The following is a 24,893-nucleotide window of genomic DNA, read 5'->3' as shown; positions in this document are numbered from 1 at the left end:
CCTGTGACAGCTCGCCGACCTGACGATGAAGCCCGCCCAGCAGGCTGTACATCGTGAACGAGCGCCGAACCGGGGGAGAAGTCATGCAGTCCCAGACGCAGTCGCAGGGCATCCGCAAGGACAACCGCCGTACCGTCGTCGCCCTCGCCCCGCTGAACGGCCACGCGCGTAGCGTTCCGTGCACGGACAGTGTCGACGACGAATTCACCGCGTACGTCCGGGAGCGCCGGTCGGCCCTGTTCGCCACCGCGTACCACCTCACCGGCGACCGCAACGAGGCCGAGGACCTGTTGCAGAGCGCGCTGATGAGCACGTACCAGGCGTGGGGTCGGATCCAGGACAAGGCCGCACTGGGCGGCTACCTGCGCCGCACGATGACCAACCTGCACATATCGGCCTGGCGCCGGCGTCGGATCAACGAGTACCCGTCGGAGGAACTGCCCGAGCGTCCGGACGGTTCGGACTCGATGGGCGACACCGAGCTGCGCGCGGTGTTGTGGCGGGCGCTGGCCAAGCTGCCCGAGCCGCAGCGCACCATGCTGGTGCTGCGCTACTACGAGGGTCGTACCGACCCCGAGGTGGCCGAGGTGCTCGGTTGCAGCGTCGGCACGGTCAAGTCGAGCATCTGGCGCGCGCTGCGCCGGCTGCGCGAGGACGACGCGCTGAGCTTCGGTGCCGACGAGGCGTTCGCCGAACTCGTCGCCTGACCAGTGCGGTTCGTGCTCGTCCGTCCGCCTTCTCGCGGCGTTCCCGGGCCGGCTTCGTGCCGCCGGCTTCCGCTGTGCAGTTGTGGTGATCGATGGTGATGTGTCCCGGCCGGTGTGTCTCATCGGCAGGGACGGCGGATGGGGCTGTGACGGTTCCGTCGAATTTCGAGCGGATTCGGGACATCGGCGCACGGGGCGCCGAATTGCGCTTGCCGTAGCCGAGTGGCTACGTTGCGTGGTCAATCCTCTGGTCGACAGGGAAGGGCCACCGTTATGTCCTCCGTTCTTCGCACCGTGCTCGCCGCCACGTCCCTCGGCGCCGCCGCCACGTTCGGCATCGCCGGCAGCGCCGCGGCCGCGCCCGCCGCACCCGACGGGATCTCCCGCCCCGATGTACCCGCCGCCGGCCGGGGTGCCGCCGCCGCGACCGGGGCCGTGCTCGGCGTCGTGGAGCGCACGCAACTCAACCCGATGAACGGCGGCGGTCTGAACCCGCTGTCCAACAGCGTCGGTACCGAGGTCGGCGACGCGCCGGTCGGCACCGACCTGGTCACCGGCGACGTCGCCGACGGGATGACCGTGCAGGACGCCCTCGATCGGCTCTGAGTCGACCCCCCACCGCGCCGGCCGCGACGCCGCCCCTGCCGCGGCGCCCGGGCCCGTCTACCCTGAGCCGCGGACGTGGCCACGGGGAGGCAGTCGGATGCGGCAGGAAACGGATCGTTTGCGGGAGCCGGCGGCATGGGCGCTGGTCGGCTTTCTGGCGTTGCAACTCGCGGTCGACGTGCTGCGCGTCGTGTTCGGCGTGGGGTCGGGGGTGCACGGCTTCCGGGCCCGGGCCTACGGCGGCCAGTCCGCACTGCTCGACGTGCTCACGCCGGTGCTGCTCGCGGGCGCGGTGCTGCTGGTGACCCATGCGGGGCGGCCCACGCCGAGGGCCCGGGTGATCACCCGGGCGGCGCTGGGGGTGCTCGCCGTGCAGGGGATCGCGGGGGTCGCCGTGGCGCTGGGCGGTCTCGCCTACGACGGCGGCGGGTTCGCCGACATCCCGGCCGGGGCCCGGGTCGAACAAAGTGCGGTCAACGTCGGCGTGCTGGTCCTGTTCGCGCTGTGCGCGTACTTCCTGATCGTGGTCCTGGGCGCACCGAGCCCGCCGACGGTCACGCGCGGCAAGTCGCTGCCGCATCAGGAATGGCCCACATACGGGCGCGATGCCACGGCCGCGGGTCGTCCGGTCGCGCCGTCCGGAGCCCACCCCGCGCACGAGCACACCGGGACCGGGACGCAGGCCGCGGTGCCGTACGCGCACGCCACCGCCGAGCACACCGCGCCGACCGGCGCGGGCGGTTCGCAGGCGGGCGGCCGGCAGGGGGCCGGCGGGCCCGCCCCCGCCCCTGCGCCCGCTTCCGCGCCTTCGCCGGCCGCCTCGCCCGACCCGCGTACCGCCTCCCCCGCTTCCGCGCCGGGCACCGCGACCGGCCCGACGAACGCCCCGACGCCCGGTGCCGGCGTACCGCCTCGGCCGACCGCGCCACCGCCGGCGCAGACCTACGGGGGGACCCGGCCGTGACGGCCGAGGTCGAGGCACAGCAGGCGGAGGAGATTCCGCCGCCGCCTCGGCTGTGGCGCCTGCGGCGCCGGGCGCGCACGGTCGGCCGCAGTGTGGTCGGCCTGGTGTTCGCGGGCGCGGTGTTGGTCACCGGCGCCCGGCTGCTCGTGTTCGACGCGATGTGGCCGGTCGCGATCGTGACCGTCTTCGCGCCCTACGCGGCGGCCGCCTCGGTGCTCGTGCTGCTCGGTGCCGCGCTGTTGCGGATGCGTTTGACCCTGCTCGTCGCGCTGGGCCTGGTGGTCGTGCACACCGTGTGGATGTTGCCGCGGCTGAGCGCCGCCGACGGTCCCGTGCCCGGCGGGGTGCGGTTGCGGGTGATGACCGCCAACGCCTACTTCGGCAAGGCGGATCCGGTCCGGATCACCGAATTGGTGCGGCGCGAGCGGGTGGACGTGTTGGCCGTGGAGGAGTTGACGCCGGAACTGGCGACCGCTCTGGAGCAGGCCGGCCTCTCCCGGGAACTCCCGTACACGACCGGTCACGCCGAACCCGGCGCCGCCGGGTTGGCCGTCTACGCCCGCCGACCGCCGACCGAGGAGCGGTTGTTGCCCGAACGGACCACGATGCCGATGCCCGGCGCCACCGTGGAGGTGGACGGGCGCCGGGTGCGGATCCAGGGCGTGCACACCATCCCGCCGATGCGCGGGCAGGCCGGCCAGTGGGCGCACGACATGGACGCACTGCGCCGCGAGGCGGAGCGGCGCACGCTGCCGGTGATCTTCCTCGGCGACTTCAACGCGACCTCGGACAACGCCTCGTTCCGAGCGCTCACCGGCGCCGGCTTGCGGGACGCGCACGAGGAGCGCGGCCGGGTCCTGGTGCGCACCTGGCCGATGGCGTACTTCCACGGCCTGCCCGCGCTGTTCGGGATCGACCACGTCCTGGTGGCCGGTGGGATCGATGTGGTGTCGGTGTCCGAACACCGTGTGCCGCGCACCGATCACGCCGCGGTGATCGCCGAACTGTCGCTGCGCTGACCACCGTCAAGGTCCCGTCAGGAACGCCCTCACCTGCGTCGATGCCGCGTCAAGAGGCCCGAGCCGGCCGCCGCGCGCGGCTAGCGTCGAGTCCGCAAGGCAGTTCGCCCCGGCGACTGCACTCAGGCAACTCCGAGGATCTGATCGCATGTCCGCTCTGTTCGTGCTCTTCGCCGTCGTCGTGATCGCCCGCGTCCTGGCCACCTGGAAGCTCTCCACCCGGCGGGTTGCCGACTCGACGGGCCCGGCGACCGGGACCGGCACGGCGCCCGGGACCCGCGCCGACCGTGTGCTCGCGGCCTGATCGGATCGCGGACCTGCTCGGGTGGTGCCACCACGTGCCGCCGGCCCGTCACCCACGCGGGTGACGGGCCGGCGGCACGTCATGGTGAATCGCACACGCGGGGCGATCAGTATCCGGTCGGGTGCCAGACCGTCCGGATCTCGGTGAACGCCAGCATCCGACCCGTTCCCGGGTCCGCCGACCAGTCCGGCTCCCTGGCCTCGGGGCGCAACACCCGCTTGAGGTTGTCCGCCGCGGCGATCTCCAGGTCGCGCGCCGACGCGACGCCCGCGTCCGGCGCCACGCCGGTCAGGTCGATCGCGTTGACGTCCTGGTGGGATGCGAGCGTCGGGGCGATCTCGGCCGGGTGACCGGTCAGGATGTTGATCACGCCGCCCGGCAGGTCGGACACCGCGAGCACCTCGGCGAAGGACAACGCGGGCAGCGCCGAGGCACCGGCCGCGAGCACGACGGCGGTGTTGCCGGTGGCGATCACCGGCGCGACCGCACTCGTCAGGCCCAGCAGCGACGAGCGCTGTGAGGCGATCACCGCGACCACGCCGGTGGGTTCGGGCGTCGACCAGTTCGCGAACGGACCCGCGACCGGGTTGGCGCCGCCCGCGACCTGGGCGAGCTTGTCGGTCCACCCGGCGTACCAGACCCAGCGGTCCACCGCCGCGTCCACCGCCGCGAGTGCCTTGCCGCGATTGATCCCCTCGGCCGCGGCGACCTCGGTCGCGAACTGCTCGCGCCGGCCCTCCAGCATCTCGGCGATCCGGTACAGGATCTGGCCCCGGTTGTAGGCGGTGGCGCCCGACCAACCCGGGAACGCCTTGCGCGCCGCGACGACCGCGTCGCGGGCGTCCTTGCGACTCCCGCGCGGCGCGTTCGCCAGGGTCCGGCCCTTGCTGTCGGTCACCGCGTACACCCGCCCGCTCTCGGACCGGGGGAACTTGCCCCCGACGTACAGCTTGTAGGTCTTCAACACCTCAAGGCGCTCAGACATCGAGGTAGGCCTCCAGCCCGTGGCGGCCACCCTCGCGGCCGAAGCCCGACTCCTTGAACCCGCCGAACGGCGAGGCCGGGTCGAACTTGTTGAACGTGTTGGTCCACACGACGCCGGCCCGCAGCCGCTGCGCGGTCCACAGGGCCTTGGCGCCCTTCTCCGTCCACACTCCGGCGGACAGGCCGTACGCGGTGTTGTTCGCCTTCTCCACCGCCTCGGCGGGGGTGCGGAAGGTCTGTACGGTCAGCACCGGGCCGAAGATCTCGTCCCGGGCGATCCGGTGGGCCTGGGTGACGCCGGTGAACACCGTCGGCGGGAACCAGAAGCCCTTGCCGGGCAGTTCGCCGGCCAGTGACCAGCGCTCGGCGCCCTCGGCCTCGCCCGCCTCGACCAGTTCCCGGATCCGGGAGAGCTGGGCGGCCGAGTTGATCGCGCCGACGTCGGTGTTCTTGTCGAGCGGGTCGCCCACGCGCAGCGTCTTGATCCGCCGGGTCAGGCTCGCCAGCAACTCGTCGGCCACCGACTCCTGCACGAGCAGACGCGAGCCGGCGCAGCACACCTGGCCGCCGTTGAAGAAGATGCCCTCGACGATGCCGTCCACGGCGGAGTCGATCGCGGCGTCGTCGTAGACGATGTTCGCGGCCTTGCCGCCGAGTTCGAGGGTGACCCGCTTGCGGGTGCCCGCGATGGTGCGGGCGATCTCCTTGCCCACGGCGGTCGAGCCGGTGAACGCGACCTTGTCCACGTCCGGGTGCGCGATCAGCGCACGACCGGTCTCGCCGGCGCCGGTGACGATGTTGAGCACACCGTCCGGCAGTCCGGCCTCGACGCAGATCTCGGCGAACCGCAGCGCGGTCAGCGGGGTGGTCTCGGCCGGCTTGAGCACCACGGTGTTGCCGCCCGCGAGGGCCGGCGCCACCTTCCAGGCCAGCATCAGCAGCGGGAAGTTCCACGGAATGACCTGACCGGCCACGCCGATCGGCTTCGGCGCCGGACCGAACCCGGCGTGGGCCAGCTTGTCCGCCCACCCGGCGTAGTGGAAGAAGTGCGCCGCGACCAGCGGGATGTCCACGTCGCGCGACTCGCGGATCGGCTTGCCGTTGTCGATCGACTCCAGCACCGCGAGCTCGCGCCCGTGCTCCTGGATCAGCCGGGCGATCCGGAACAGGTACTTGGCCCGCTCCGCACCGGGCAGCGCCGACCACGACTTGAACGCCTTGCGCGCGGCCTTGACCGCACGGTCCACGTCCGCCTCGCCACCGACCGCGATTTCGGCCAGCACCTCCTCGGTGGCCGGGTTCACGGTCTTGAGCCGGCCGCCGTCCGCCGCGTCGGTGAACTTTCCGTCGATGAACAGCCCGTACGCCGGGGCGATGTCGACGATCGCACGCGACTCGGGCGCGGGCGCGTACTCGAATGGGTTGCCCATGGGTGTCAGTCCACCGTCACGTAGTCGGGGCCGGAGTAGCGGCCCGTGGCCAGCTTCTGGCGCTGCATCAGGAGGTCGTTGAGCAGGCTGGAGGCGCCGAGCCGGAACCAGTCCGGGTCCAGCCAGTCCGCGCCGACCGTCTCGTTGACCAGCACGAGGTACTTCATCGCGTCCTTGGTGGTGCGGATCCCGCCGGCCGGCTTGACACCGACCTGACGACCCGTGGCCTCGCGGAAGTCGCGGACCGCCTGGAGCATGACCAGGGTCACCGGCAGTGTCGCGTTGACCGCGACCTTGCCCGTGGACGTCTTGATGAAGTCGGCACCCGCGAGCATCGCGAGCCACGACGCGCGGCGCACGTTGTCGTACGTCGACAGTTCACCGGTCTCCAGGATCACCTTGAGGTGGGCGCTCCCGCCGCCGGCGGCGGCGCTGCGCGCACAGGCGGCCTTGACCGCGACGATCTCGTCGAAGACGGCCCGGTAGCGCCCGGAGAGGAACGCACCCCGGTCGATCACCATGTCGATCTCGTCGGCGCCGGCGGCGACCGCATAGGCGACATCGGCCAGCTTGACGTCGAGCGAGGCGCGCCCGGACGGGAACGCGGTCGCGACGGCGGCGACGTGCACGCCGGAGTCGCCGAGTGCGGCCTTGGCCTCGGCGACCAGGTCGCCGTAGACGCAGATCGCGGCGGGCCGGGGCGAGTCCGGGGCGCCCGGGTCCGGGTGCAGCGCCTTCGCGCACAGGGCCCGGACCTTGCCCGGGGTATCGGCACCTTCCAAGGTGGTCAGGTCGATCATCTTGATGGCGAGGTCGATTGCGGCGACCTTGGCATCGGTTTTGATCGAGCGTGTCGCGAGCATTGCTGCCCGCGCTTCGGTACCGACCCTGTCGACGCCGGGAAGACCGTGCAGAAAGCGTCGAAGGGCCGCTTCGGACGAGGTGACCTCGGCCGGGTCGGCGAGAATTGCAGACGGCATGCTCACAAGACGAGCATATCTACTCGCGTAGCGTCGGGCCCAGCGGTCCGGTCGAGCCAAACCCGAGCGGTGCCGTGCGGCACAATCACCGGTCATGAGCAGCGACGAGGACATCACCACGTATCGCTCCCGGCCGGCGATGGCCGTCGGGGTGCTTCTGATCGCCGTCGGGGTCTGGATGGTGATCGACACGCTGATCCGCGGGGAAGGTCGGACCAAATGGCTGGCCGTCGCCGTCGTGATCTTCTTCGCGATCCTGGTGGTCGCGCTCACGCTGCGCTCGGCCGTGCTGGTCGGGCCGGAGCGGCTGGTGATCCGCAACCCGTTCCGCACCATCGTGGTGCCGTGGGCCGCGGTGGAGCGGGTCCGGGCCGAGTACTCGATCGAGGTGCGCGCGGACGAGAAGTCGTTCCACATCTGGGCCATCCCGGTCTCGCTGCGCGAACGCAAGCGGGCACTGCGGCAACAGGGCCGCACGGCGGCGGAGGACCCGTACGGCCACGGCGTCCACGACCTGCCCCAACTCTCCCGCGCCGACCAGGTCGTGGACGACCTGCGCGGGATGAGCGAGCAGTTCGCCAAGAAGTCCACCGGCCCGGTCCAGGTCCACTGGTCCCCGGAAATCCTCGGCGGATTGGCCCTCTCCGGAGCAGCCTCCCTGCTCCTGGGTCTGCTCTAGCACGCCCGCAGACCAAACGCCGACCCGGCCGAAACCTCCGGGCCGCGCTGCTGTTCGAGATCCCCGAGCGGGAGGTCGGGCCTGATCCGGCCGCAGACCGATCGCCGATCGCCCGGCCGGTATTCGAGGCCGTCTCGGCCGAAGGCCGGTTCTCATCCGGCCGCAATCCGAACGCCGGCGGGGCCGGAATCAGCCCGGCCGGCGCTTGAGGCCACCTCGGCCGAAGGCCGGGTCGGATTCAGCCCGACCGGCGCCCCGGGCCGGCCGGTTCACCGCGCGCCCCGCCGCACCACCCGCAGGACGCTGTACAGGACGATCAGCGCGCCGCTCACCGCGAGTGCGGCGACCGTGACGTGGCCGCCCCACGGACCGCCGATGTCGGGTCCACCCCACGCGGCGATGTCCTGCGCGGAGGAGTGGAAGAGCGTGTCGGCGGAGCCGGAGAGCAGCGGGTAGGCCACGCCGAACGCGAGCACCGGCAGGACCAGCACGCCGCCGAGGAAGGTCGCGAGCGCCGGGATCGAGCGCCCGGCCTTCGCCCACTGCCAGACGTGCCGCAGGCGAGCGCGCAGGGGAGTGTTCCGGACGGAGAAGTGGGTCAGGGTGCTCATGGCGTCCTTTCGGAGCCGAGGGTCGACTGGACCCTTCCACGATCCGCCGGCGGACCCGCTCGACACATCCGCCCGGAGGGCCACGTCGACCCCGTACGCAGGTACCGACGATCGCCGAAACCGACCCTCCGCAGGGTGAGACGACGGTGGGGTGGCGCGGCCGATCGGCCACACCACCCCACTCGTTCGCCGGTCCGCGTCGACCGCGGTGCGCTACATGCCCGGCGTCACATGCCCAGCGTCGCGGCCAGATCCCGCTTCAGCCGCTCCAGCGCCGCGTGGCCCGCCGCGCGGGCGGCGTCGATGCCGACCTCGGCGATCCGCTTCGGGTCGACCACGACCTCCAGGTAGGCCTTGAGCTTGGGTTCGGTCCCGGACGGCCGCACCACGACCCGGCCCGCGAGCAGGTCCGCGCCGTCGCCGGCCAGCGTGTAGCGCAGGCCGTCGGTGGGCGGCAGGCCGTCGGCCGCCGGGTGCAGCAGGTCCTCGGCGGTTGCCACGGCCAGGTCGCCGAGGGTCTTCGGGGTCCGCTCGCGCAGCCCCCGCATGGCGTTCGCGATCAGTTCGAGTCGGTCCACCCGCACCGAATACTGGTCGGTCGCGTACAGCCCGTATCGACCCGCGATGTCGTCCAGCAGGCCGGGCAGCGTACGGCCGTCCCGCTTGGCGCCGGCCGCGAGTTCGGCCAGCATCAGCGCGGCGGTGACGCCGTCCTTGTCGCACACCCCGGCCGGGTCCACGCAGTAGCCCAGCGCCTCCTCGAACGCGAAGGCCAGGTTCGGCACCCGGGCGAGCCACTTGAAGCCGGTCAAAGTCTGCGTGTAGGCGATGCCGTGCGCCGCCGCGATCGAGCCCAACAGCGAGGAGGACACGATCGTGGTGGCCAGCACGCCGTCGGTGCCCCGACGGGCCACCTCGGCGCCGAGCAGCGCGCCGACCTCGTCGCCGCGCAACATCCGCCACCCGCCCGCGACGGCCGGATCCGGCACCGCGACCGCACACCGGTCGGCGTCCGGGTCGTTGGCGATCACCACGTCCGCGTCCTCGGCGAGTGCCGTGCGAAACGCGAGGTCCATCGCGCCGGGCTCCTCCGGGTTGGGGAACGCCACGGTCGGGAAGTCGGGGTCCGGGTCCGCCTGTTCGGGGACCGGTCGGACGTCCGCGAAGCCCGCGCGGTCGAATGCGCCGAGCATCACGGTGGTGCCCACGCCGTGCATCGCGGTGTGCACGATCCGCACGTCGCGCGGCCCGGCCGGGTCGACGACGGTCAGGGCGCGGTCGAGGTAGGAGTCGATCAGCGCCTCGCCGAGCGTCTCCCAGCCGTCCTCGGCCATCGGCACGTCCGCGAGCGAGCGGACCGCCGCGATGTGCCCGGCGATCTCCGTGTCGGCGGGCGGCACGATCTGCGACCCGTCGTCGAGGTAGACCTTGTAGCCGTTGTCGCGCGGCGGGTTGTGGCTCGCGGTGACCATCACCCCCGCGACGCAGCCCAGATGCCGGATCGCGAAGGCGAGCACCGGCGTGGGCAACGGCCGGGGCAGCAGCAATGCGTGCAGCCCGGCCGCCTCCATGACGGCGGCGGTGTCCCGGGCGAACACGTCGGACTTGTGCCGCGCGTCGAACCCGATCACCACCGCGTTGCGCGTCGCGGCGGGCGCCGCCGTGTCGGTGACGTACGCGGTCTTGAGATACGCGGCCAGGCCCGCCGCCGCACGGATCACCACCGCGCGGTTCATCCGGTTGGGTCCCGCCCCCAACTCGCCGCGCAGCCCGGCGGTACCGAACTGGAGCAGCCCGGCGAAACGATCCGCGAGGCCCTCCCGGTCGTCCGCTTCGAGCAACGCCTCGAGTTCGGCCCGGGTGTCCGGGTCCGGGTCCTCGGCCAACCAGGCACGCGCGGTCTCGATGACGTCGCTCAACACGGACTCCTCGGTACGGAAGGGATCGGAGGCGGGACGGCCTGCGGACGCTCAGATGCGCGGCAGGACCTGGGTCAGCAGTCGGCCCATGCGCTCGGCGGACGCGCGTCCGGCGGCCAGGACCTCTTCGTGGTTGAGCGGCTCGCCGGTCATGCCCGCGGCGAGGTTGGTGACCAGCGAGATGCCCAGGATCTCGGCGCCGGCCTCGCGCGCGGCGATGGCCTCGATGGTCGTGGACATGCCGACGAGGTGCCCGCCGATCGCGCGGACCATGCCGATCTCGGCCGGGGTCTCGTAGTGCGGGCCGGGGAATTGCACGTATACGCCCTCTTCGAGGTCGGGCTCGACCTCGCGGCACAACGCGCGTAGCCGCGGCGAATAAAGGTCGGTCAGGTCGACGAAGTTGGCCCCGACGATGGGCGACGCGGCGGTGAGGTTGATGTGGTCGCTGATCAGCACCGGCTGACCGGGCACGAAGGACGGCCGCAGGCCGCCGCAACCGTTGGTCAGCACGACGGCCTTGCAGCCGGCCGCGACCGCGGTGCGCACGCCGTGTGCGACGGACGCGACGCCGTGCCCCTCGTAGAGGTGGGTGCGACCGAGGAAGACCAGCGCGCGGCGGTCGCCGATGACCAGCGAGCGGACCGTGCCCGCGTGGCCCTCGACGGCGGGCGGCGGGAAGCCGGGCAGCTCGGTGACCGGGAACTCGTGCTCCGGCTCGCCCAGCATGTCGGCGGCGGGCACCCAGCCAGAGCCCATGACGAGCGCGATGTCGTGCGTGGCGGCACCGGTGAGCCGCTGAAGGCTTTCGGCGGCCTCGGCGGCGGCCGTGTACGGGTCGTGGCTATCCAATACGTTCACATCGATGAGCGTAAATGCTGCACCTGAGAACGGCGCGGGCGGGGTCTATGCGCGTAGAAGACTGTGATACGACCGCAATGACAGCGGGGGACGATTGGTGCGGACAAGTGGCGATATGTCCGTTCAGTCGATCCGCGTCGATCGACCGGGCGGCAGGGTCGGCGGGGCCGGTCAGCCTCCGAGGCGCTTGACCGATTCGCCGGGGGCCTGGGCCCGCCAGTGCTCCGGGGCGTCGGGGCCGGGGACGTACGCACCGCGGCCGGTTGCGCCGATCCACGCGTTCCACAGGGTCGCGAGCTTGTCGTCGAACTCCCGATCACGCTGGAACAACGCGTCCACCGGAGCCGCGAGGTTGCACACCTTGCCGTCGGCGAGCCCGAGTTGCACGGAACGGCTGCCCAGCAGGCGTCGCTCCCGCACGTTCGTGACCTCGGACCAGTCCAGCCGCCGGGTGCCGTAGCGGCGCCAGGTGATGCCCTGCGGGGTCAGCCGTGTCTCGAAGCGGGAGAAGAGGACGAAGTTCAGCAGGAACAACGAGGCCACGAACATCGGGTAGCGGCCGTCGGCGGAGAACCGCAGCGCGGATACCGCGACGAAGATCGCGGCGGGCAGGAGGTGGAACCAACGCTGCCGGAAGCTCAGGGTGTAACGGATCTCCGGCACGGTGCACTCCCCACTCGGCACGACCTGACAAGCCGAGTGTGGCAGCGCACCGGGCGAGCGTGGCCGGAGGGCGGGTCTACGAACACGGGCGGTTGCGGAGTTCCTTGACGTAGTCGTCGGGGGCGCCGGCGGACTCGGCCGACTCGGCGACCATGCCGAGGTAGCGCGCCGAGGGCAGGCCGCCCTCGTAGTCGTTGAGCACGTACAGCCACGCCAACTGCTCGCCGAACAGGGATTCCACCCGGACCCGGACCTTGCGGTACAGGCCGAGCGGCATGCCCTCCCAGCGGTCGAGGTCGGGCTCGTCCATCTCGGCCAGGTCGTACAGCGCGACGAATACCTGGGACAACTCGTCCTCGACGACCGTGGCCAGCGATCCGTCCCACCCCAACTGCTCGCCGCCGAAGGTCAGCCGCCAGCCGGGCAGCCAACCGGTGTGGCGCAGAGGGGAGTGTGGGGCACGCCGAGCCATCTGCCGCGCGTCGAGGTTGCTTGCGTACGCGGCGTAGAGGGGCATGGCCGCAGCCTACGCGACGCGCGGGCATGGGAGAGAATGACACCCGTGACTCGGATTGTGATCGTAGGCGGAGGACCCGGCGGGTACGAGGCGGCTTTGGTCGCGGCACAGCTCGGAGCCGAGGTGACGGTGGTAGAGCGCGAAGGTGTGGGTGGTGCGGCTGTACTGACGGACTGTGTCCCGTCCAAGACCCTGATCGCCACGGCCGAGGTCATGACGAACTTCGCCGACTCGCACCACGAGCTCGGCATCTACGTGGACGACGGCACGCCCGGCACGCTGGATCGCCCGATCGTGGGCGTGGACCTGGGCGTGGTCAACCGGCGCGTGCTGCAACTGGCCAAGGCCCAGTCCAACGACATCGCGCAGAGCGTCACGCGCGCCGGCGTTCGGGTGCTGCGCGGCACCGCCCGCCTCGACGGGCCGCGCCGTGTGGTGGCCGATCTGGCCGACGGCACCGAGCGCACGCTGGACGCGGACGCCATCCTGATCTCGACCGGGGCCCACCCGCGGGAGATCCCGGGCGCGGAGCCGGACGGCGAGCGGATCCTGAACTGGAAGCAGATGTACGGCCTGTCCGAGCTGCCGCGCGAGCTGATCGTGGTCGGCTCCGGCGTCACCGGCGCCGAGTTCGCCGGCGCGTACCAGGCGCTCGGCTCGAAGGTGACCCTGGTCTCCAGCCGTGACCGGGTGCTGCCGGGCGAGGACCCGGATGCGGCCGAGGTGCTCGAAGGAGTGTTCCGTCGGCGCGGCATGCGGGTGATGTCGCGCTCGCGGGCGGAGAGCGTCAAGCGGGACGGGGACAGCGTCATCGTCACGCTGACCGACGGTCAGATCATCGAGGGCAGCCACTGCCTGGTCGCCGTCGGCGCGATCCCGAACACCGCGGGCATCGGTCTGGAGGAGGCGGGCGTCTTCCTCAAGGACACCGGACACGTGCGGGTGGACCGGGTCTCGCGCACCACCGCGAACGGGGTGTACTCGGCGGGCGACTGCACCGGCGTGTTCGCGCTCGCGTCGGTCGCGGCGATGCAGGGCCGGATCGCGATGTACCACATGCTGGGCGACGCGGTGGCCCCGCTGAACCTCAAGGCCGTGTCCTCGAACGTGTTCACCGATCCCGAGATCGCCACCGTGGGATATACCCAGGCCGCGATCGACGCCGGCGAGATGGACGCACGCGGGGTGAAGTTGCCGCTGTCGCGCAACCCGCGCGCGAAGATGCAGGGCATTCACGACGGGTTCGTGAAGCTGTTCTGCCGTCCGGGTACCGGGATCGTGGTCGGCGGTGTGATCGTGGCGCCGCGCGCGAGCGAGTTGATCCACACCGTCGCACTCGCCGTGGACCTGCACTTGACGGTCGACCAGATCGCCAGCGGATTCACCGTCTACCCCTCGCTTTCCGGCTCGATCGCGGAAGCCGCCCGGCAATTGCACCGGCGCGAGCGTTCCTGACCGGTCCCGGACGAATCGGCCGGGACGCTCCGGGGATGCGGGCGATCCCGGCGAGACGATCGCGTCGTGATCGATGCCGCTCTGCCGATGCGCCGCTGTGCCGAAGCGCCGCTGCACCGCTGTGCCGATGTCGCAGTGGCCGGCACGCCGAGCGGGTGGCGCCGTGATGATCGCGCCGGGTCGGCCCCTGTCGACGCGGCCGGCCCCCGGGGTGACCCCGTCTGCGAGAGCAATGCGGCCGCAAGATCAATACGGCTTCAAGATCATTCCGCCGGGGGTGGTGGCCTCCGGCGTGCGAGGGGCGCGCGGAATTCGGATTCCGCGCTCCCGGGGACTCCACTTATGGGTGGCTTTTCTCGAACATCCGCTGTGCTCCCGGGCCGCCGCGCATACTCGAATCGGACCGGGTGTGATCGCCGCCTCGCGGTGTGTTCCGCATCCGTCGAGCTCGGCTGACGCGGAATCAAAATCGGTGCACAGCAGCGGTATCCGGCTCCGGGTGAGCAGCGTTATGGTTGGCCCTTCCGAACGCTGCGGCTTCGCTGCGCCCGGAAACCGAAGCGGTCTTATCACTTTGATGAACAAGTTCGGGTAAGAGTCGCAAGCGGCTGATAAGAGCCGGTCGTTCGCGTTACCTTCGTCACGTGTTCGCAGCAGAGCGTCGTCAACTGATTCTTGAAATGGTGCGGGCCAACGGAGCGGTGTCCCTGAGGGAACTCGCCCGGGTGGTCCAGACGTCCGAGGTGACGGTTCGGCGGGACGTGCGGGCCCTGGAAGCCGAAGGGCTGCTCGACCGTCGGCACGGCGGAGCGGTGCTGCCCGGTGGGCTGTCCCGTGAGCCGAGCTATTCGCAGAAGACCCACCTCGCGGCGGCGGAGAAGGCGGCCATGGCCGACCTCGCGGTCTCCCTCGTCGACGAGGGGGATGCGATCGTCGTGGGCGCCGGCACCACCACGCAGGAGTTGGCCCGCAGGCTGGCCCGGATCCCGGGCCTGACCGTGGTCACCAACTCCCTCCTCGTCGCGCAGGTCCTCGCCCACGCCAATCGGGTCGAGGTCGTGATGACCGGCGGCACGCTGCGCGGGTCGTCCTACGCGTTGGTCGGCAGCGGAGCCGAGCAGGCCCTGGCGGGTCTGCGCGTGCGCCGCGCGTTCGTGTCCGGCAACGGGCTGACCGCCGAGCGTGGCCTGTCCACCCCCAACATGCTGTCCGCGAGTGTGGACCGCGCCCTGATCCAGGCCGCCCACGAGGTCGTCGTCATGGTCGACCACACCAAGATCGGTGTGGACACCATGTTCCAGACGGTGGCCCCCGAGCGCATCACCCACCTCGTCACCGACGAGGACGCTCCCGGCCCGGAGAGCGAGGCCCTGGCCGAACTGGGCGCACAGGTGCACATCGCCCCCCTCCCGCAGCGGGCCGTTCCCGGCGCCCGCGCGGAATTCAACGGGGAGCGGATGCGGGACATGCGCGTCCCGGGGGTGATGCCCGACCAGTGATCACGTGCGACCGATCAGGGATCACTCGCCGCCTGCCCGGCGCCCCCCGGGCAACGCGCTTCGCACGTGTTCGACCAGGTCGCCGCCGAAGGCCCCGAAGCCCGTCGCCGACCACACGCTTCGATCCGCCGAGACCTCGTAGTAGGCCAGGTACGCGCCGTCCGCCACCCGCTGGGTGAGTACGTCCGCCATGGTGCGCTCGCTCGCGGCGATCACGCACGCGTGGCACGCGGGCACGGACAGTCGGGTCCGGCCGCGGATCGCCCAGTTCAGCCGGCCGACCGCGGTCCCGTGCAGGGGGTTGAGCAGGCAGACCGCCACGCGGAACGGGTCGTCGTCCGCGTCCTCCTCGTGCGCGTCGTCCGACAGCGCTTGCTCGGCTCGACGCGCGGCCACCTCCAACGCCCGGACACCGTGTTGCACCAGCACCAGCACCCCCGCGAGATCGGGGAGATCGTCGGCATCGCGCCACACCCACGCCGCGGCCTCACACGCATCCAGAGCCCGAAGCTGCGCCGCGAGCGCGGCCGGATGCGTCGCCGGTACGAGTGCCTGGGTCCGCGCCGCGAGGTCCGCGAGGCGGGCGGCGGCCTCGGTGCGCAACGCCGTGACCGACTCGGCCCGAGCCCGTTCGTACAGCGCGGTGGGAATCGTGCACGTCGCCGCTCCGCCGCGCTCGGCGGGTAAGGCCGCCTCGGCGGGCGAGGTCGCACGTCGACGACTCGACCACCGCATACCCAGGGCGGCTCCGGTGCCGCCGGCTGCGAGTGCCGTGGCGATCATGATCCAGGCTTCCATGCCGCCCCCTTCGGCCCGGTCCGCGCTACGCGAACGCCCCCGCGCGGAGAATTCTCGGGCGGGGGCGTTCGTTGTTTCCTCGGGCTCGGCGATCGATCCCGGTCAGGGCTCGATCGCGGTCATTCCTCGATCCCGATCAGTCCTCGATCTCGATCCCGATCCCGATCAGTCCTTGATCTCGCAGAGCACCGCGCCCGACGTAACCGTCGCGCCGACCTCGGCGACCAGGCCCTTGACGGTACCGGACCGGTGGGCGTTGAGCGGCTGTTCCATCTTCATCGCTTCGAGGACCACGATCAGCTCGCCCTCGGCCACCCGCTGGCCCTCCTCGACCGCGACCTTGACGATGGTGCCCTGCATCGGGCTGGCCAGCGAGTCGCCGCTCGCCGCGGAGCCGGCCTTCTTGGCACCGCCGCGCTTGGGCGCCTTCTTCCCCGCGGCCGGGGCCGCACCGGATGCGCCGAGGCCCGCCGGGAGGGTGACCTCGAAGCGCCGACCGTTGACCTCGACCACGACGGTCTCGCGCTCGCCGGCCTCCTCGGCCGGGTCCGCGCCGCCGCCGAACGGGGCGATCGTGTTCTCGAACTCGGTCTCGATCCACCGGGTGTGCACCGTGAACGGATCGGTCGAGTCGTCGAGCTCGGGCGCGAACGCCGGGTCCACCACCACCTCGCGGTGGAAGGTGAGCGCGGTCGCCATGCCGTCCACGACGAACTCGTCCAGTGCGCGCTTGGCCCGCTGGAGCGCCTGCTTGCGGTCGCGACCGGTGACGATCAGCTTCGCGAGCAGCGAATCCCACGCCGGACCGATCACCGAGCCCTGCTCGACACCCGAGTCCAGGCGTACGCCCGGGCCGGACGGCGGCAGCCACTGGGTGACCTCGCCGGGAGCGGGCAGGAAGCCGCGCCCCGGGTCCTCGCCGTTGATCCGGAACTCGAACGCGTGGCCGCGCAGCGGCGGGTCGTCGTAGCCGAGTTCCTCGCCGTCGGCGATCCGGAACATCTCGCGCACCAGGTCTATGCCGGTGACCTCTTCGGTGACCGGGTGCTCGACCTGGAGACGGGTGTTGACCTCGAGGAAGGAGATGGTGCCGTCCTGGCCCACCAGGAACTCGCAGGTCCCGGCGCCGACGTAGCCGGCCTCCTTGAGGATGGCCTTCGACGCGCGATACAGCTCGGCGTTCTGCTCCTCGCTCAGGAACGGCGCGGGCGCCTCCTCGACGAGCTTCTGGTGCCGGCGCTGGAGCGAACAGTCACGGGTGGACACGACCACCACGTTGCCGTGGGTGTCGGCCAGGCACTGGGTCTCGACGTGCCGCGGCTTGTCCAGGTAACGCTCGACGAAGCACTCGCCGCGGCCGAACGCGGCCACCGCCTCGCGCACCGCCGAGTCGTACAGCTCGGGCACCTCTTCGAGGGTGCGGGCCACCTTGAGGCCGCGCCCGCCACCGCCGAAGGCGGCCTTGATGGCGATCGGCAGGCCGTTGGCCTTCGCGAACTCCACCACTTCCTCGGCACCCGAGACCGGGTCCGGGGTGCCGGCGACCAGGGGCGCGCCGGCCCGCTGGGCGATGTGCCGGGCGGCCACCTTGTCACCGAGATCGCGGATCGCCTGCGGCGGCGGTCCGATCCAGGTCAGGCCCGCGTCCAGCACGGCCTGGGCGAATTCCGCGTTCTCCGACAGGAATCCGTATCCGGGGTGGATGGCGTCCGCGCCGGAGTCCCGGGCGGCCTGCAAAACCTTGGCCACGTCCAGGTAGCTCTCGGCCGGAGTGTTCCCGCCGAGCGCGTGGGCCTCGTCGGCCACCCGCACGTGCAGAGCATCCCGGTCCGGCTCGGCGTAGACGGCCACACTGGCGATGCCGGCATCCCGGCATGCTCGGGCGACGCGGACCGCGATTTCCCCACGGTTGGCGATGAGTACCTTGCGCACGATCTGGCTCCCTCCTCAACTGCGGAGAGTCTAGGGATTCGAAGGCGGGCACAATTCGCCGCCCCACCTCGTCATGGGTACGGCAACCCGCCATGTTCATGGCCTGCGGTGGAGCTGCCGGCCACGTTGCCGGTGGGGTCAACGTACTCCGAAGGTGATGGGCACCGATGCTCGGGTACAGCTGAAACGTGTTCCAGTTTTTTGTCGGGTTCCGTCAACCGCCGAGACAGTCGCCTGCGGCGGAGCGTCCGAGCAGCCCGGTTTCGGGCACGTTCGCGCCCGCCATCTTCCCGCAGTGCTTGCAGGCCTTGGCCCACGGCTTGCCGGTCGGCCCGGCCGGCCCGTACTGATACACCCACTCGTGCTCGTCGTGACCCTCGGCACACATGTCCCACGCACTACCCGGTTCCCACACGTCGCGCACCATCAACCCTTTCCTCGCCCTACCCCGTGCGCAGGCTACGAGCCCCCGCTCCCGAGAGTGGGCGAAACACACAAACCGCCTGAGACGGGGCCGGCCACGCGGGTCGCCTGCGGCGGGCTGGGGGTGGGGTCGCCTGGTGGCGGGCCGGGGTTGGGTGAGTGGGGTTGCCTGGTGCCGGCAAAGAGTGGGCGCGCGGGTCGTCGGGCGGCGGAGTCCGGGGTGTGGGGTGTGAGCGCATGCGGGGGGAGTCGGGGCATGCGGACACCGGGCGGGGCGGAGGGGGTTCGGGTCGGTTGGCGGCGGGCCCGGGGTGGGGTGAGTGGGGTTGCTGTGGGTGGGCTGGTGGGATGGGTGTGGGCTGTCCCGGTGTGGGCCGGGTGTGGGTTGCTTGGTGGCGGGGCCTGGGTGTGGGGTGCGAGCGCATTCGGGGGAGCCGCGGCATGCGGGACAGCCGGCGCGGGCCGGGGGTGGGGTGGGTGCGGGTTGCCTTGAGGGCGGGCCCGGGTGGGTGGTTTGTGGGTCGCCTGCGGTAGGCCCGGCGTGGGTGGGCGCGGGTCGCCCGGCGGTGGGCCGGGGGTGGGTGGGAGGGCGGGGCGTGTGGGTTGCTCGGGTGGGTGGGCTGCGGCGTGTGGGGGCGTTGGTGGCTGCCCGAGCGGGCGGTAATCGGCTCGTGGTGTTTCCCCTGGACGGGGCGGGCTGCCACGATGTGAACGTCTACGGCATCCCATGCCTGGGCAGGAGGTACTGGTGGCAGAGGTGTTCTTGCGCCGGCTGACTCGTTGGCAGGCCGACCAACAGCGGGAATCCGTCGCGGATACGTACGTCAAGACCTACGGCGAAGACCCGCCGGGCCGCCCCGATTTCCTGCGGCGCTTTGCCGAGGACATCCAACAGCCCGGGTTCGAGATGGTGGTCGCGAACGGGGCCGGCGAGGCGGCGGGCTGCACGTACGGCTTCCCGCCTCGGCGGGCGAGTGGCTGGTGGACCGGCTTCCACGGCGAGTTGCCCGAGGACGTGGCCGAACTGGCCGCGGCCGGCAAGGTGTTCGTGATCGTGGACCTGATGGTCGTACCCCAGCACCGGCGCCGGGGGTTGGCCACCCGGATGCGGGAGAGGCTGCTCGCGGGCACCGATGCCACGTTCGCCGCGGTGCGGGTGCCCCGGGACAACCATGCCGCGCTCGCGGCGTTCCGATCCTGGGACTGGGCCCGCCTCGGCGAGTGGCGACCCGACCCGGCGACCGAGCCCGCCGAGGTGTGGGGCCACCGGCTCCGGACCTGACCCCGACTTGCCCCCGAGCCGGGCCCACCGAGCCCGGCCCGACCGAGCCGGCTCCGAATCGAACCCGGACCCGATCACGTCGTCCGGCGCTGGGCCACGTCGCCCGCCCGGTTCGGCTCCGTCAGCCGCCGTGCAGGTCCTGCTTGTGCCCGGCTCTGCACCCGAGTTCGGGTCTCCGGCCGGGTCTGGCTGGGGGCCGGGCCGTCGCCGGGCCCGGTCACGTCGTTCGGGGCTCGGTCACGCCGTGCGTCGGGCCGGCTCCGTCTGTCGCCGTGCAGTAAGCCCGGCTTCGCATCCGAGTCCGGGTCTGTCGGCTGGGCATGGCCGCGGACGGGCCTGGTTCGTCCCGGGGCGAACGGGTCGTCCGGGGTTCGGCTACGTCGTTCGCCCGGCTCGGTTCCGTCCGGCGCCGGTGCAGCTCGCGCTTGTGCCTGGCTTTGCATCCGAGTTCGGGTCTGTCGGTCGGTCCGGGTGCGGGCGGGGCCCGGTGCGGCTCCGGGGCCGATGAGGGCGTTGGGTGCTCGGCCACGCCGGACGCCCGGTTCGGCTGTGTCAGTCGCCGTGCAGTTCGTGCAGGATTCGGCTGGTGCGCTTGTCCGCGGGGTAGAACGACTCGATCGAGATTTCCGCCACGGTGATGTCCACCGCGGTGCCGAACGTGGCCACCGTGCTCACGAAGGAGAGCACCTCGCCGCCGAACCGGATGCCCAGCGGGATGGCCGGCGCGCCGGGGCCGGCCGCGTTCGGCGGTTCGCCGCCCGGGTAGCCGCTCACCTCGTCGTACAGCTCCTGGACCAGCGGGTCCGCGGTGATCGCGGCCTGCCGACGCAGCCGGTGCAGCAGGTGTGCGCGCCACTGCGGGAGGTTGACGATCCGTGGCGCCATGCCCTCGGGGTGCAGGCTCACCCGGTATGCGTTCAGCGGATCGGTGAGCAGTTCGGGCGCCACGCCTTCGGTGAACAGCGCGATGCTCGGCGTCGCGTCGACGATGTTCCAGGCCCGGTCCACGATCACCGCCGGGTACGGACCGTGTCCGACCAGGATCTGCCGCATCGCGGACATCACCGCGTCCAGTTCCGGTGCGTCCAGGCGGCTCTCGTTGTAGGCCGGGGCATGACCCGCGGCCAGGAGCATCCGGTTGCGTTCGCGCAGGGGGACCTCCAGGTATTCGGCCAGCCGCAGCACCATGTCCCGACTGGGCACCGCACGGCCGGTCTCGATGAAGCTCAGGTGTCGGGTGGACACCTCGACCTCCACGGACAACTCCAGCTGGCTCAGCCGCCGGTGCTGCCGCCAGTGCCGGATCAACTCGCCGCCCGATCGCCGGCCGGCGGTGTGGCCGGCGGGCCGCTCGGTGACGACACTCCTGGATCCCGAACTCATGGCACCCGACCGTACGCGGTGTTCCACGAACTCGGCACGGTGCGTCCACACCGGCCCGCCGGTTCCTTTGTGAACGGTCATCGCACGGACTTGTTCGCCTTGCGCAGGGCGAAGATCTGTACATCGGCGAAGCCGAGCACCGCGATCGCCTGGAGCACGATGAGCGTGGTGCCCAGACCGGTGGGGTCCAACCAGCCCGCGAGGGCGGTCAGCACGCTGTCCGCGAACCACAGCAGGTTGAGTCCGATCACCACGCGCACGGCGGTGCGATGCGGTGCGGACCGCGCGGCCACCCGCCAGACGCCGAGCGCGTACAGCACCAGAAACGCGCCGAGGCCGGCCAGGAACGCGGTGGGCAGGCCGAGGGCGCCGTCGAAGGCGGCACAACCGGCCAGCGCGAGCAGGCCCACCGCGCCGGTGGCGATCGCGTCGAGCCGCAGGGCGATGCGCAGCAGGCCGGTGTCGCCGCGGACGGCGCGGTCGCCGGGTCCAGCGGCCGCCGCGTACGTGGAGTGCAAAGACTGGGCGCTCATGGGGTCCTCCAGGGTTGATTGCCGACAACGACGACTGTGCTCGACACCCGGTGTGGTGGTCGATTCCCTCCGAGGTAATGGCCGCGCGATCCGGAGGTAATGGCCGCGCGCTCCGCAGGTATCGGTCGCGCGGTCCCGAGGTGATGGCCCTGCCGTCCCGAGGTATCGGCCCTGCCGTCCCGAGGTGATGCCGGGCCTCTCGGGGAGGGCGTGCCCGGATCCGTCGAGCGATGCCCGAGGGCCGGACGGTCCGGCGATGTCCGAGCGGCGATCGGGGGGCGGTCGCGCGGGATCGAGCAGCAGCCGAGGGAGGGTCGAGGGACTTCCGGCAGATCCGAATCGGCCGGGCCCGCGTCTTCCGCTTCGGGAGCGGACGACCACCGTTCTTCCCTAAGCTGCCTGTAAAACGACCCGGGGGAGACGGCCATGGCCGGCGGAGTGGTACGCAAGGCCTACGAGGCCGGCGCCGGATTCGCGGAGGGCCGCGCGCGGCGCCCCGAACCGGTGGGCCGGCTGTCCCTGGAATGGGTGCCCGGTGCGCTGCTGGTCGTGCTCGGCACGGCCGCCGCGCTGGTGCTGCTCCGGGCGGGCGTCGATCCCTCCGCACCGGCTCCGGCTGCCGCGGATCCGGCCGCCTACGGCTCGGTCCCGGCGCCGACGAGCCCCGGTGCCGGCGACTGGTCGGTGTGGGATCTGATCGCGGTGCTGCTGCCGTGGGCGGTGCCGCTGGTGATCGGCGGTGTCGGGCTCACCGACAGCGTCTTCACCCACCGCCGCGGCGCGGTCGGCGGCGTGCTGGTGATCGGTCTGGCCGGTGCCGCGCTGACCACCGCACTCGACCCGATCGCCACGCACTACGACGGCTCGGGCGACGCGCGCTGGCTCGGTTTCGTCTACCTGCTGCGGTTCGGCTTCGCGGTCCAGGTGCTGGTCGGCGTGGTGTTGTGGATCCATCTCGCGGTGCCCCGACACCAGGCGCCGCTGAACGCCGCGTTCGCGGCGACGCTGGCGGCGGCCGTACCGCTGCTGTTCGTGCTCGGCGGGCGGGACGTGCTCGACCCGATGTGGGAGTCCGGGGCCGGACTCCAGACCTGGCTGCCGCTCGCCGCGTTCGGCTACCTGTTGATCCTGCTGCCCACCGGTCGGGTCCTGGTGCCGCCGGGCCGGGGCTGGCAGGAGTCGGAAGTGGGCGCCTTCGGCGGGGTGTTCCTGCTCGGGCTGGCCGGCGTCGGGGTGTCCGCGGCGACCATCGTGATGGGCGACGACAAGCCCAGGCTGCTCGGCCTGTGGCCGATCGTCGCGTTGGCGGGCTGCCTGGTCGCCGCGGTGCTGACCTACCGGGTGGACGGGGTGCGCTCGGTCGCGGGCGCGCTGCTGGCGATGGCGGTCGGGCTGGCCGCGTTCCCGGCCGCGCTGTTCGCCTGGGACCGCACCGAGGGCAACCCGGGGCTGGGCCTGGACGGGCCGGGCGAATACGTGCCGTGGCTGCTCGGGCTCGCCGTCGCGGGCATCCTGGGCGCGGTCGCGGCCCGGATGCTCGGGGCGTACGCGATCGGCCTGGCCGCGCTCGCGCTGGTACTGGCCGAGTTCATCGGCCCGGCGGCCGGCTCCGGCCATCAGCTCGCGGTGCGCTGCGCGGGTGCGGCGGCGATCGGCGTGGTGGTCGGCGGGCTGCGCCCGGAGGCCGCGATCGCGGCGTTCGGACTGGGCGCGGCATGCGGACCGGTGTGGCCGGACCTCCAGGCCGCGTCGGCGGACTACGACTGGGTGGAGTGGCTGACCAAAAAGCCCGGCGGCGTACCGCTGCCGCTGCTCGTGCTCGCCGCGATCGCCCTGCCGCTCGCGCTGCTGGCCGCACTGCGCGGCAGCCCCACGCCGCCGCCGCGTGGTCCCGGGCGCGGCCCCGACCCGGTCGGCGCACCGGTCCCCGGCGGCGGTCCGTGGGCTCCGAACGCCTACGCCGAACCCGCCCCGCAGCCCTACGTGCCGCAGCAGCAGCCGGGCGCCGGCTCGTACCGACCGCAACCGCCGGCCGGGCTGCCCAACCTCGGCCCCGGCCCGGTCCGCCGCGACCTGAACCGACCGGACGGGCCCGCCTCCTGACGGTGCGTCAGCGCCGGCGGCGGGCCTGCCGGGTCAGGTCCACAGGTCGACGATCCGCACGCCCACGCCGTCCAGGAGCCGGCGCAGCAGCGGCAGCGACAGGCCGATCACGTTGCCCGGGTCGCCGTCGATGCCGTCCACGAACGGCGACGCGTAGCCGTCCAGGGTGAACGCACCCGCCACGTGCAGCGGTTCACCGGTGGCGATGTACGCGGCGACCTCGTCGTCGGACGGCGACCCGAACCGCACCGTGGTGGCCGCCACGTCGGACACCCGCAGTCCGCTGCGGCGGTCGATCACGCAGTGCCCGGTCAGCAACACCCCGGCGCGCCCGCGCATCGACTGCCAGCGCTGCCACGCCTCGGCCGCGTCGGCCGGCTTGCCCAGCGCGCGGCCGTCCAGTTCCAGGACCGAGTCGCAGCCCACGACCAGTTCGTCGGCCGTGAGCCCGGCGGCCACCGCGTCGGCCTTGGCCTCGGCCAGGAGCAGGGCGAGTTCGCGCGGCGTGGCGGCGGTGAGCGCGTCCTCGTCGACGCCGCTGACCACGACCTCGGGGTCCAGCCCGGCGTCGCGCAGCAGCTTCAGGCGCGCGGGAGAGGCCGAGGCGAGCACGAGGGAACGGGAGGGGGAGCGGTCGGTCATGCCGCCAACGTACCGGGCGCCGGCCCGGGCCCGGACGGCCCGGTCACAGGCCGAGTACCAGCAGGCCGAGGATCACCACCACGGGCAGGATCCACACGGCGCGCCGCAGCTGGGCCACGGCGCGCCGGGTTTCCTCGGAGAACTCGTCACGGTCACGCATGCATCCATCGTGCGGGGTGCACGACCGTGCGATCTTGAGTACGAGTACTCAAGTCGGTTCGTGCGATATGCCGACAACCGATCTGCCGACAGTCGGCGAAGCCGACCTTCCGTCGGAGAACCGCCACCCGCCGGGCATGCAGCCACCCGCCGGGCAGGTCGGCCCTCCGTCCGGGAGCCGGCTCCCCGACGGGCAGGCCCGCCTCGGTCGGAGCGGCCGGCTCTCAGGACGGCCAGGCGCTCGCACGCCAGGCGCCGGGCCCGGGCCGCAACTGCCGGCGCACCAGCCGGGCCGGCGCATTCCACTGCGAGGGCGCCGCCGGCTCCGGCGCCACGGTGCCGCCGCTCGCCTTGGCCGCCACGACCGTGACGATCACGGCCAATTCCTCCGGGGTGGGTTCACCCCGCACCACCTTGATCATGGGGACCTCCAGGCCCTG

The 24,893-nt window shown here is 72.2% G+C and carries 26 protein-coding genes; 10 read left to right on the top strand and 16 right to left on the bottom strand.

Annotation, left to right across the window (positions count from 1 at the left end; translation table 11 throughout):
* Positions 1–83: 83 nt before the first annotated feature.
* From ACZOOI_RS09925 to ACZOOI_RS09905, 5 genes are all read left to right on the top strand, one after another.
* The gene (locus ACZOOI_RS09925; RefSeq protein WP_391585269.1) at positions 84–707 is read left to right on the top strand and encodes a SigE family RNA polymerase sigma factor; all 624 of its coding nucleotides are present in this window, start codon (positions 84–86) and stop codon (positions 705–707) included.
* Between the two features lie 273 nt (positions 708–980).
* Complete coding sequence (locus ACZOOI_RS09920; RefSeq protein WP_465280357.1) at positions 981–1,313, top strand: hypothetical protein; 333 nt, start codon at positions 981–983, stop codon at positions 1,311–1,313.
* Positions 1,314–1,410: 97 nt separating this feature from the next.
* A complete protein-coding gene (locus ACZOOI_RS09915; RefSeq protein WP_465280356.1) occupies positions 1,411–2,277 on the top strand; it encodes a hypothetical protein in 867 nt (288 codons plus the stop codon).
* On the top strand, positions 2,274–3,296 hold the full coding sequence (locus ACZOOI_RS09910; protein ID WP_465280355.1) for an endonuclease/exonuclease/phosphatase family protein: 1,023 nt from the start codon (positions 2,274–2,276) through the stop codon (positions 3,294–3,296). Before ACZOOI_RS09915 ends, ACZOOI_RS09910 begins: the two co-directional genes overlap by 4 nt.
* Before the next feature lie 148 nt (positions 3,297–3,444).
* Positions 3,445–3,600, top strand: a complete 156-nt coding sequence (locus tag ACZOOI_RS09905) for a hypothetical protein (RefSeq protein ID WP_465280354.1) — start codon at positions 3,445–3,447, stop codon at positions 3,598–3,600.
* A gap of 106 nt (positions 3,601–3,706) precedes the next feature.
* Here the strand turns inward: ACZOOI_RS09905 and ACZOOI_RS09900 are convergent, their stop codons facing one another.
* Genes ACZOOI_RS09900 through deoC form a run of 3 tightly spaced genes read right to left on the bottom strand, consistent with a single transcriptional unit; the run spans position 3,707 to position 6,994 of the window.
* Positions 3,707–4,585: an aldehyde dehydrogenase family protein gene (locus tag ACZOOI_RS09900; protein ID WP_391585264.1), complete on the bottom strand. Its 879-nt coding sequence runs from the start codon at positions 4,583–4,585 to the stop codon at positions 3,707–3,709.
* On the bottom strand, positions 4,578–6,014 hold the full coding sequence (locus ACZOOI_RS09895) for an aldehyde dehydrogenase family protein (RefSeq protein WP_465280353.1): 1,437 nt from the start codon (positions 6,012–6,014) through the stop codon (positions 4,578–4,580). The genes ACZOOI_RS09900 and ACZOOI_RS09895 overlap by 8 nt, the downstream gene beginning before the upstream one ends.
* 5 nt (positions 6,015–6,019) lie before the next feature.
* Positions 6,020–6,994, bottom strand: a complete 975-nt coding sequence (deoC, locus tag ACZOOI_RS09890; protein WP_465280352.1) for a deoxyribose-phosphate aldolase — start codon at positions 6,992–6,994, stop codon at positions 6,020–6,022.
* 94 nt (positions 6,995–7,088) lie between these two features.
* Between deoC and ACZOOI_RS09885 the strand changes: the two genes are divergently transcribed.
* Positions 7,089–7,673, top strand: coding sequence for a PH domain-containing protein (locus ACZOOI_RS09885; RefSeq protein WP_465280351.1), 585 nt, complete (start codon positions 7,089–7,091; stop codon positions 7,671–7,673).
* 269 nt (positions 7,674–7,942) lie between these two features.
* On the opposite strand, the gene ACZOOI_RS09880 is transcribed toward ACZOOI_RS09885, so the two are convergent.
* The 5 genes from ACZOOI_RS09880 to ACZOOI_RS09860 form a co-directional block, all read right to left on the bottom strand.
* A complete protein-coding gene (locus tag ACZOOI_RS09880; RefSeq protein WP_465280350.1) occupies positions 7,943–8,284 on the bottom strand; it encodes a hypothetical protein in 342 nt (113 codons plus the stop codon).
* Positions 8,285–8,511: 227 nt separating this feature from the next.
* Entirely contained in the window at positions 8,512–10,206 is a 1,695-nt protein-coding gene (locus tag ACZOOI_RS09875) for a phospho-sugar mutase (protein ID WP_465280349.1), read from the bottom strand.
* Between the two features lie 48 nt (positions 10,207–10,254).
* Positions 10,255–11,064, bottom strand: coding sequence for a purine-nucleoside phosphorylase (locus ACZOOI_RS09870; RefSeq protein ID WP_465280348.1), 810 nt, complete (start codon positions 11,062–11,064; stop codon positions 10,255–10,257).
* Positions 11,065–11,235: 171 nt separating this feature from the next.
* Positions 11,236–11,727: a hypothetical protein gene (locus ACZOOI_RS09865; RefSeq protein WP_465280347.1), complete on the bottom strand. Its 492-nt coding sequence runs from the start codon at positions 11,725–11,727 to the stop codon at positions 11,236–11,238.
* A 76-nt stretch (positions 11,728–11,803) separates the two neighbouring features.
* On the bottom strand, positions 11,804–12,244 hold the full coding sequence (locus ACZOOI_RS09860; protein ID WP_020552649.1) for a gamma-glutamylcyclotransferase family protein: 441 nt from the start codon (positions 12,242–12,244) through the stop codon (positions 11,804–11,806).
* A gap of 36 nt (positions 12,245–12,280) precedes the next feature.
* Here ACZOOI_RS09860 and ACZOOI_RS09855 point away from each other — a divergent pair, with 36 nt between their 5' ends.
* Together ACZOOI_RS09855 and ACZOOI_RS09850 are read left to right on the top strand one after the other, a co-directional pair.
* Positions 12,281–13,699, top strand: a complete 1,419-nt coding sequence (locus ACZOOI_RS09855; protein WP_465280346.1) for an NAD(P)H-quinone dehydrogenase — start codon at positions 12,281–12,283, stop codon at positions 13,697–13,699.
* Positions 13,700–14,379: 680 nt separating this feature from the next.
* On the top strand, positions 14,380–15,198 hold the full coding sequence (locus tag ACZOOI_RS09850) for a DeoR/GlpR family DNA-binding transcription regulator (RefSeq protein ID WP_020552647.1): 819 nt from the start codon (positions 14,380–14,382) through the stop codon (positions 15,196–15,198).
* Between the two features lie 21 nt (positions 15,199–15,219).
* Here the strand turns inward: ACZOOI_RS09850 and ACZOOI_RS09845 are convergent, their stop codons facing one another.
* From ACZOOI_RS09845 to ACZOOI_RS09835, 3 genes are all read right to left on the bottom strand, one after another.
* Entirely contained in the window at positions 15,220–15,996 is a 777-nt protein-coding gene (locus tag ACZOOI_RS09845; RefSeq protein WP_465280345.1) for a hypothetical protein, read from the bottom strand.
* A 165-nt stretch (positions 15,997–16,161) separates the two neighbouring features.
* Positions 16,162–17,928 (bottom strand): acetyl/propionyl/methylcrotonyl-CoA carboxylase subunit alpha, encoded by a 1,767-nt coding sequence (locus tag ACZOOI_RS09840; protein ID WP_465280344.1) that lies wholly within the window; start codon positions 17,926–17,928, stop codon positions 16,162–16,164.
* A 214-nt stretch (positions 17,929–18,142) separates the two neighbouring features.
* Positions 18,143–18,355, bottom strand: a complete 213-nt coding sequence (locus tag ACZOOI_RS09835) for a hypothetical protein (protein ID WP_465280343.1) — start codon at positions 18,353–18,355, stop codon at positions 18,143–18,145.
* Between the two features lie 744 nt (positions 18,356–19,099).
* Here ACZOOI_RS09835 and ACZOOI_RS09830 point away from each other — a divergent pair.
* Positions 19,100–19,633: a GNAT family N-acetyltransferase gene (locus tag ACZOOI_RS09830; RefSeq protein ID WP_465280342.1), complete on the top strand. Its 534-nt coding sequence runs from the start codon at positions 19,100–19,102 to the stop codon at positions 19,631–19,633.
* A gap of 552 nt (positions 19,634–20,185) precedes the next feature.
* On the opposite strand, the gene ACZOOI_RS09825 is transcribed toward ACZOOI_RS09830, so the two are convergent.
* Together ACZOOI_RS09825 and ACZOOI_RS09820 are read right to left on the bottom strand one after the other, a co-directional pair.
* The gene (locus ACZOOI_RS09825) at positions 20,186–21,016 is read right to left on the bottom strand and encodes a helix-turn-helix domain-containing protein (RefSeq protein WP_465280341.1); all 831 of its coding nucleotides are present in this window, start codon (positions 21,014–21,016) and stop codon (positions 20,186–20,188) included.
* A gap of 77 nt (positions 21,017–21,093) precedes the next feature.
* Entirely contained in the window at positions 21,094–21,549 is a 456-nt protein-coding gene (locus ACZOOI_RS09820) for a hypothetical protein (RefSeq protein ID WP_465280340.1), read from the bottom strand.
* Positions 21,550–21,975: 426 nt separating this feature from the next.
* Between ACZOOI_RS09820 and ACZOOI_RS09815 the strand changes: the two genes are divergently transcribed.
* Positions 21,976–23,652 carry a hypothetical protein gene (locus tag ACZOOI_RS09815; RefSeq protein WP_465280339.1) on the top strand — a complete coding sequence of 559 codons (1,677 nt, stop codon included), beginning with the start codon at positions 21,976–21,978 and terminating at the stop codon, positions 23,650–23,652.
* A gap of 33 nt (positions 23,653–23,685) precedes the next feature.
* On the opposite strand, the gene ACZOOI_RS09810 is transcribed toward ACZOOI_RS09815, so the two are convergent.
* The 3 genes from ACZOOI_RS09810 to ACZOOI_RS09800 all read right to left on the bottom strand — a co-directional run bounded on the left by ACZOOI_RS09810 (position 23,686) and on the right by ACZOOI_RS09800 (position 24,875).
* Positions 23,686–24,294: a nucleoside triphosphate pyrophosphatase gene (locus ACZOOI_RS09810; protein ID WP_465280338.1), complete on the bottom strand. Its 609-nt coding sequence runs from the start codon at positions 24,292–24,294 to the stop codon at positions 23,686–23,688.
* Between the two features lie 43 nt (positions 24,295–24,337).
* Positions 24,338–24,454 (bottom strand): morphogenic membrane protein MmpB, encoded by a 117-nt coding sequence (gene mmpB / locus ACZOOI_RS09805; protein ID WP_379990984.1) that lies wholly within the window; start codon positions 24,452–24,454, stop codon positions 24,338–24,340.
* Positions 24,455–24,677: 223 nt separating this feature from the next.
* Positions 24,678–24,875, bottom strand: coding sequence for an acyl-CoA carboxylase subunit epsilon (locus tag ACZOOI_RS09800; protein ID WP_355538307.1), 198 nt, complete (start codon positions 24,873–24,875; stop codon positions 24,678–24,680).
* Positions 24,876–24,893 lie beyond the last annotated feature (18 nt).

The sequence above is a fragment of the Embleya sp. L77 genome (genome assembly GCF_055557415.1).
This window is presented reverse-complemented; position numbering and strand designations above follow the sequence as displayed.

Bases quoted from the DNA above. Each gene is read 5' to 3' on its own strand.
- mmpB (WP_379990984.1), bottom strand. From the start codon at position 24,454: ATGCGTGACCGTGACGAGTTCTCCGAGGAAACCCGGCGCGCCGTGGCC.
- ACZOOI_RS09820 (WP_465280340.1), bottom strand. From the start codon at position 21,549: ATGAGCGCCCAGTCTTTGCACTCCACGTACGCGGCGGCCGCTGGACCC.
- ACZOOI_RS09825 (WP_465280341.1), bottom strand. From the start codon at position 21,016: ATGAGTTCGGGATCCAGGAGTGTCGTCACCGAGCGGCCCGCCGGCCAC.
- ACZOOI_RS09920 (WP_465280357.1), top strand. From the start codon at position 981: ATGTCCTCCGTTCTTCGCACCGTGCTCGCCGCCACGTCCCTCGGCGCC.
- ACZOOI_RS09850 (WP_020552647.1), top strand. From the start codon at position 14,380: ATGGTGCGGGCCAACGGAGCGGTGTCCCTGAGGGAACTCGCCCGGGTG.
- ACZOOI_RS09800 (WP_355538307.1), bottom strand. From the start codon at position 24,875: ATGATCAAGGTGGTGCGGGGTGAACCCACCCCGGAGGAATTGGCCGTG.
- ACZOOI_RS09880 (WP_465280350.1), bottom strand. From the start codon at position 8,284: ATGAGCACCCTGACCCACTTCTCCGTCCGGAACACTCCCCTGCGCGCT.
- ACZOOI_RS09900 (WP_391585264.1), bottom strand. From the start codon at position 4,585: ATGTCTGAGCGCCTTGAGGTGTTGAAGACCTACAAGCTGTACGTCGGG.
- ACZOOI_RS09905 (WP_465280354.1), top strand. From the start codon at position 3,445: ATGTCCGCTCTGTTCGTGCTCTTCGCCGTCGTCGTGATCGCCCGCGTC.
- ACZOOI_RS09845 (WP_465280345.1), bottom strand. From the start codon at position 15,996: ATGGAAGCCTGGATCATGATCGCCACGGCACTCGCAGCCGGCGGCACC.
- ACZOOI_RS09915 (WP_465280356.1), top strand. From the start codon at position 1,411: ATGCGGCAGGAAACGGATCGTTTGCGGGAGCCGGCGGCATGGGCGCTG.
- ACZOOI_RS09815 (WP_465280339.1), top strand. From the start codon at position 21,976: ATGGCCGGCGGAGTGGTACGCAAGGCCTACGAGGCCGGCGCCGGATTC.
- ACZOOI_RS09810 (WP_465280338.1), bottom strand. From the start codon at position 24,294: ATGACCGACCGCTCCCCCTCCCGTTCCCTCGTGCTCGCCTCGGCCTCT.
- ACZOOI_RS09895 (WP_465280353.1), bottom strand. From the start codon at position 6,014: ATGGGCAACCCATTCGAGTACGCGCCCGCGCCCGAGTCGCGTGCGATC.
- ACZOOI_RS09855 (WP_465280346.1), top strand. From the start codon at position 12,281: ATGACACCCGTGACTCGGATTGTGATCGTAGGCGGAGGACCCGGCGGG.
- ACZOOI_RS09925 (WP_391585269.1), top strand. From the start codon at position 84: ATGCAGTCCCAGACGCAGTCGCAGGGCATCCGCAAGGACAACCGCCGT.
- ACZOOI_RS09885 (WP_465280351.1), top strand. From the start codon at position 7,089: ATGAGCAGCGACGAGGACATCACCACGTATCGCTCCCGGCCGGCGATG.
- ACZOOI_RS09860 (WP_020552649.1), bottom strand. From the start codon at position 12,244: ATGCCCCTCTACGCCGCGTACGCAAGCAACCTCGACGCGCGGCAGATG.
- deoC (WP_465280352.1), bottom strand. From the start codon at position 6,994: ATGCCGTCTGCAATTCTCGCCGACCCGGCCGAGGTCACCTCGTCCGAA.
- ACZOOI_RS09835 (WP_465280343.1), bottom strand. From the start codon at position 18,355: ATGGTGCGCGACGTGTGGGAACCGGGTAGTGCGTGGGACATGTGTGCC.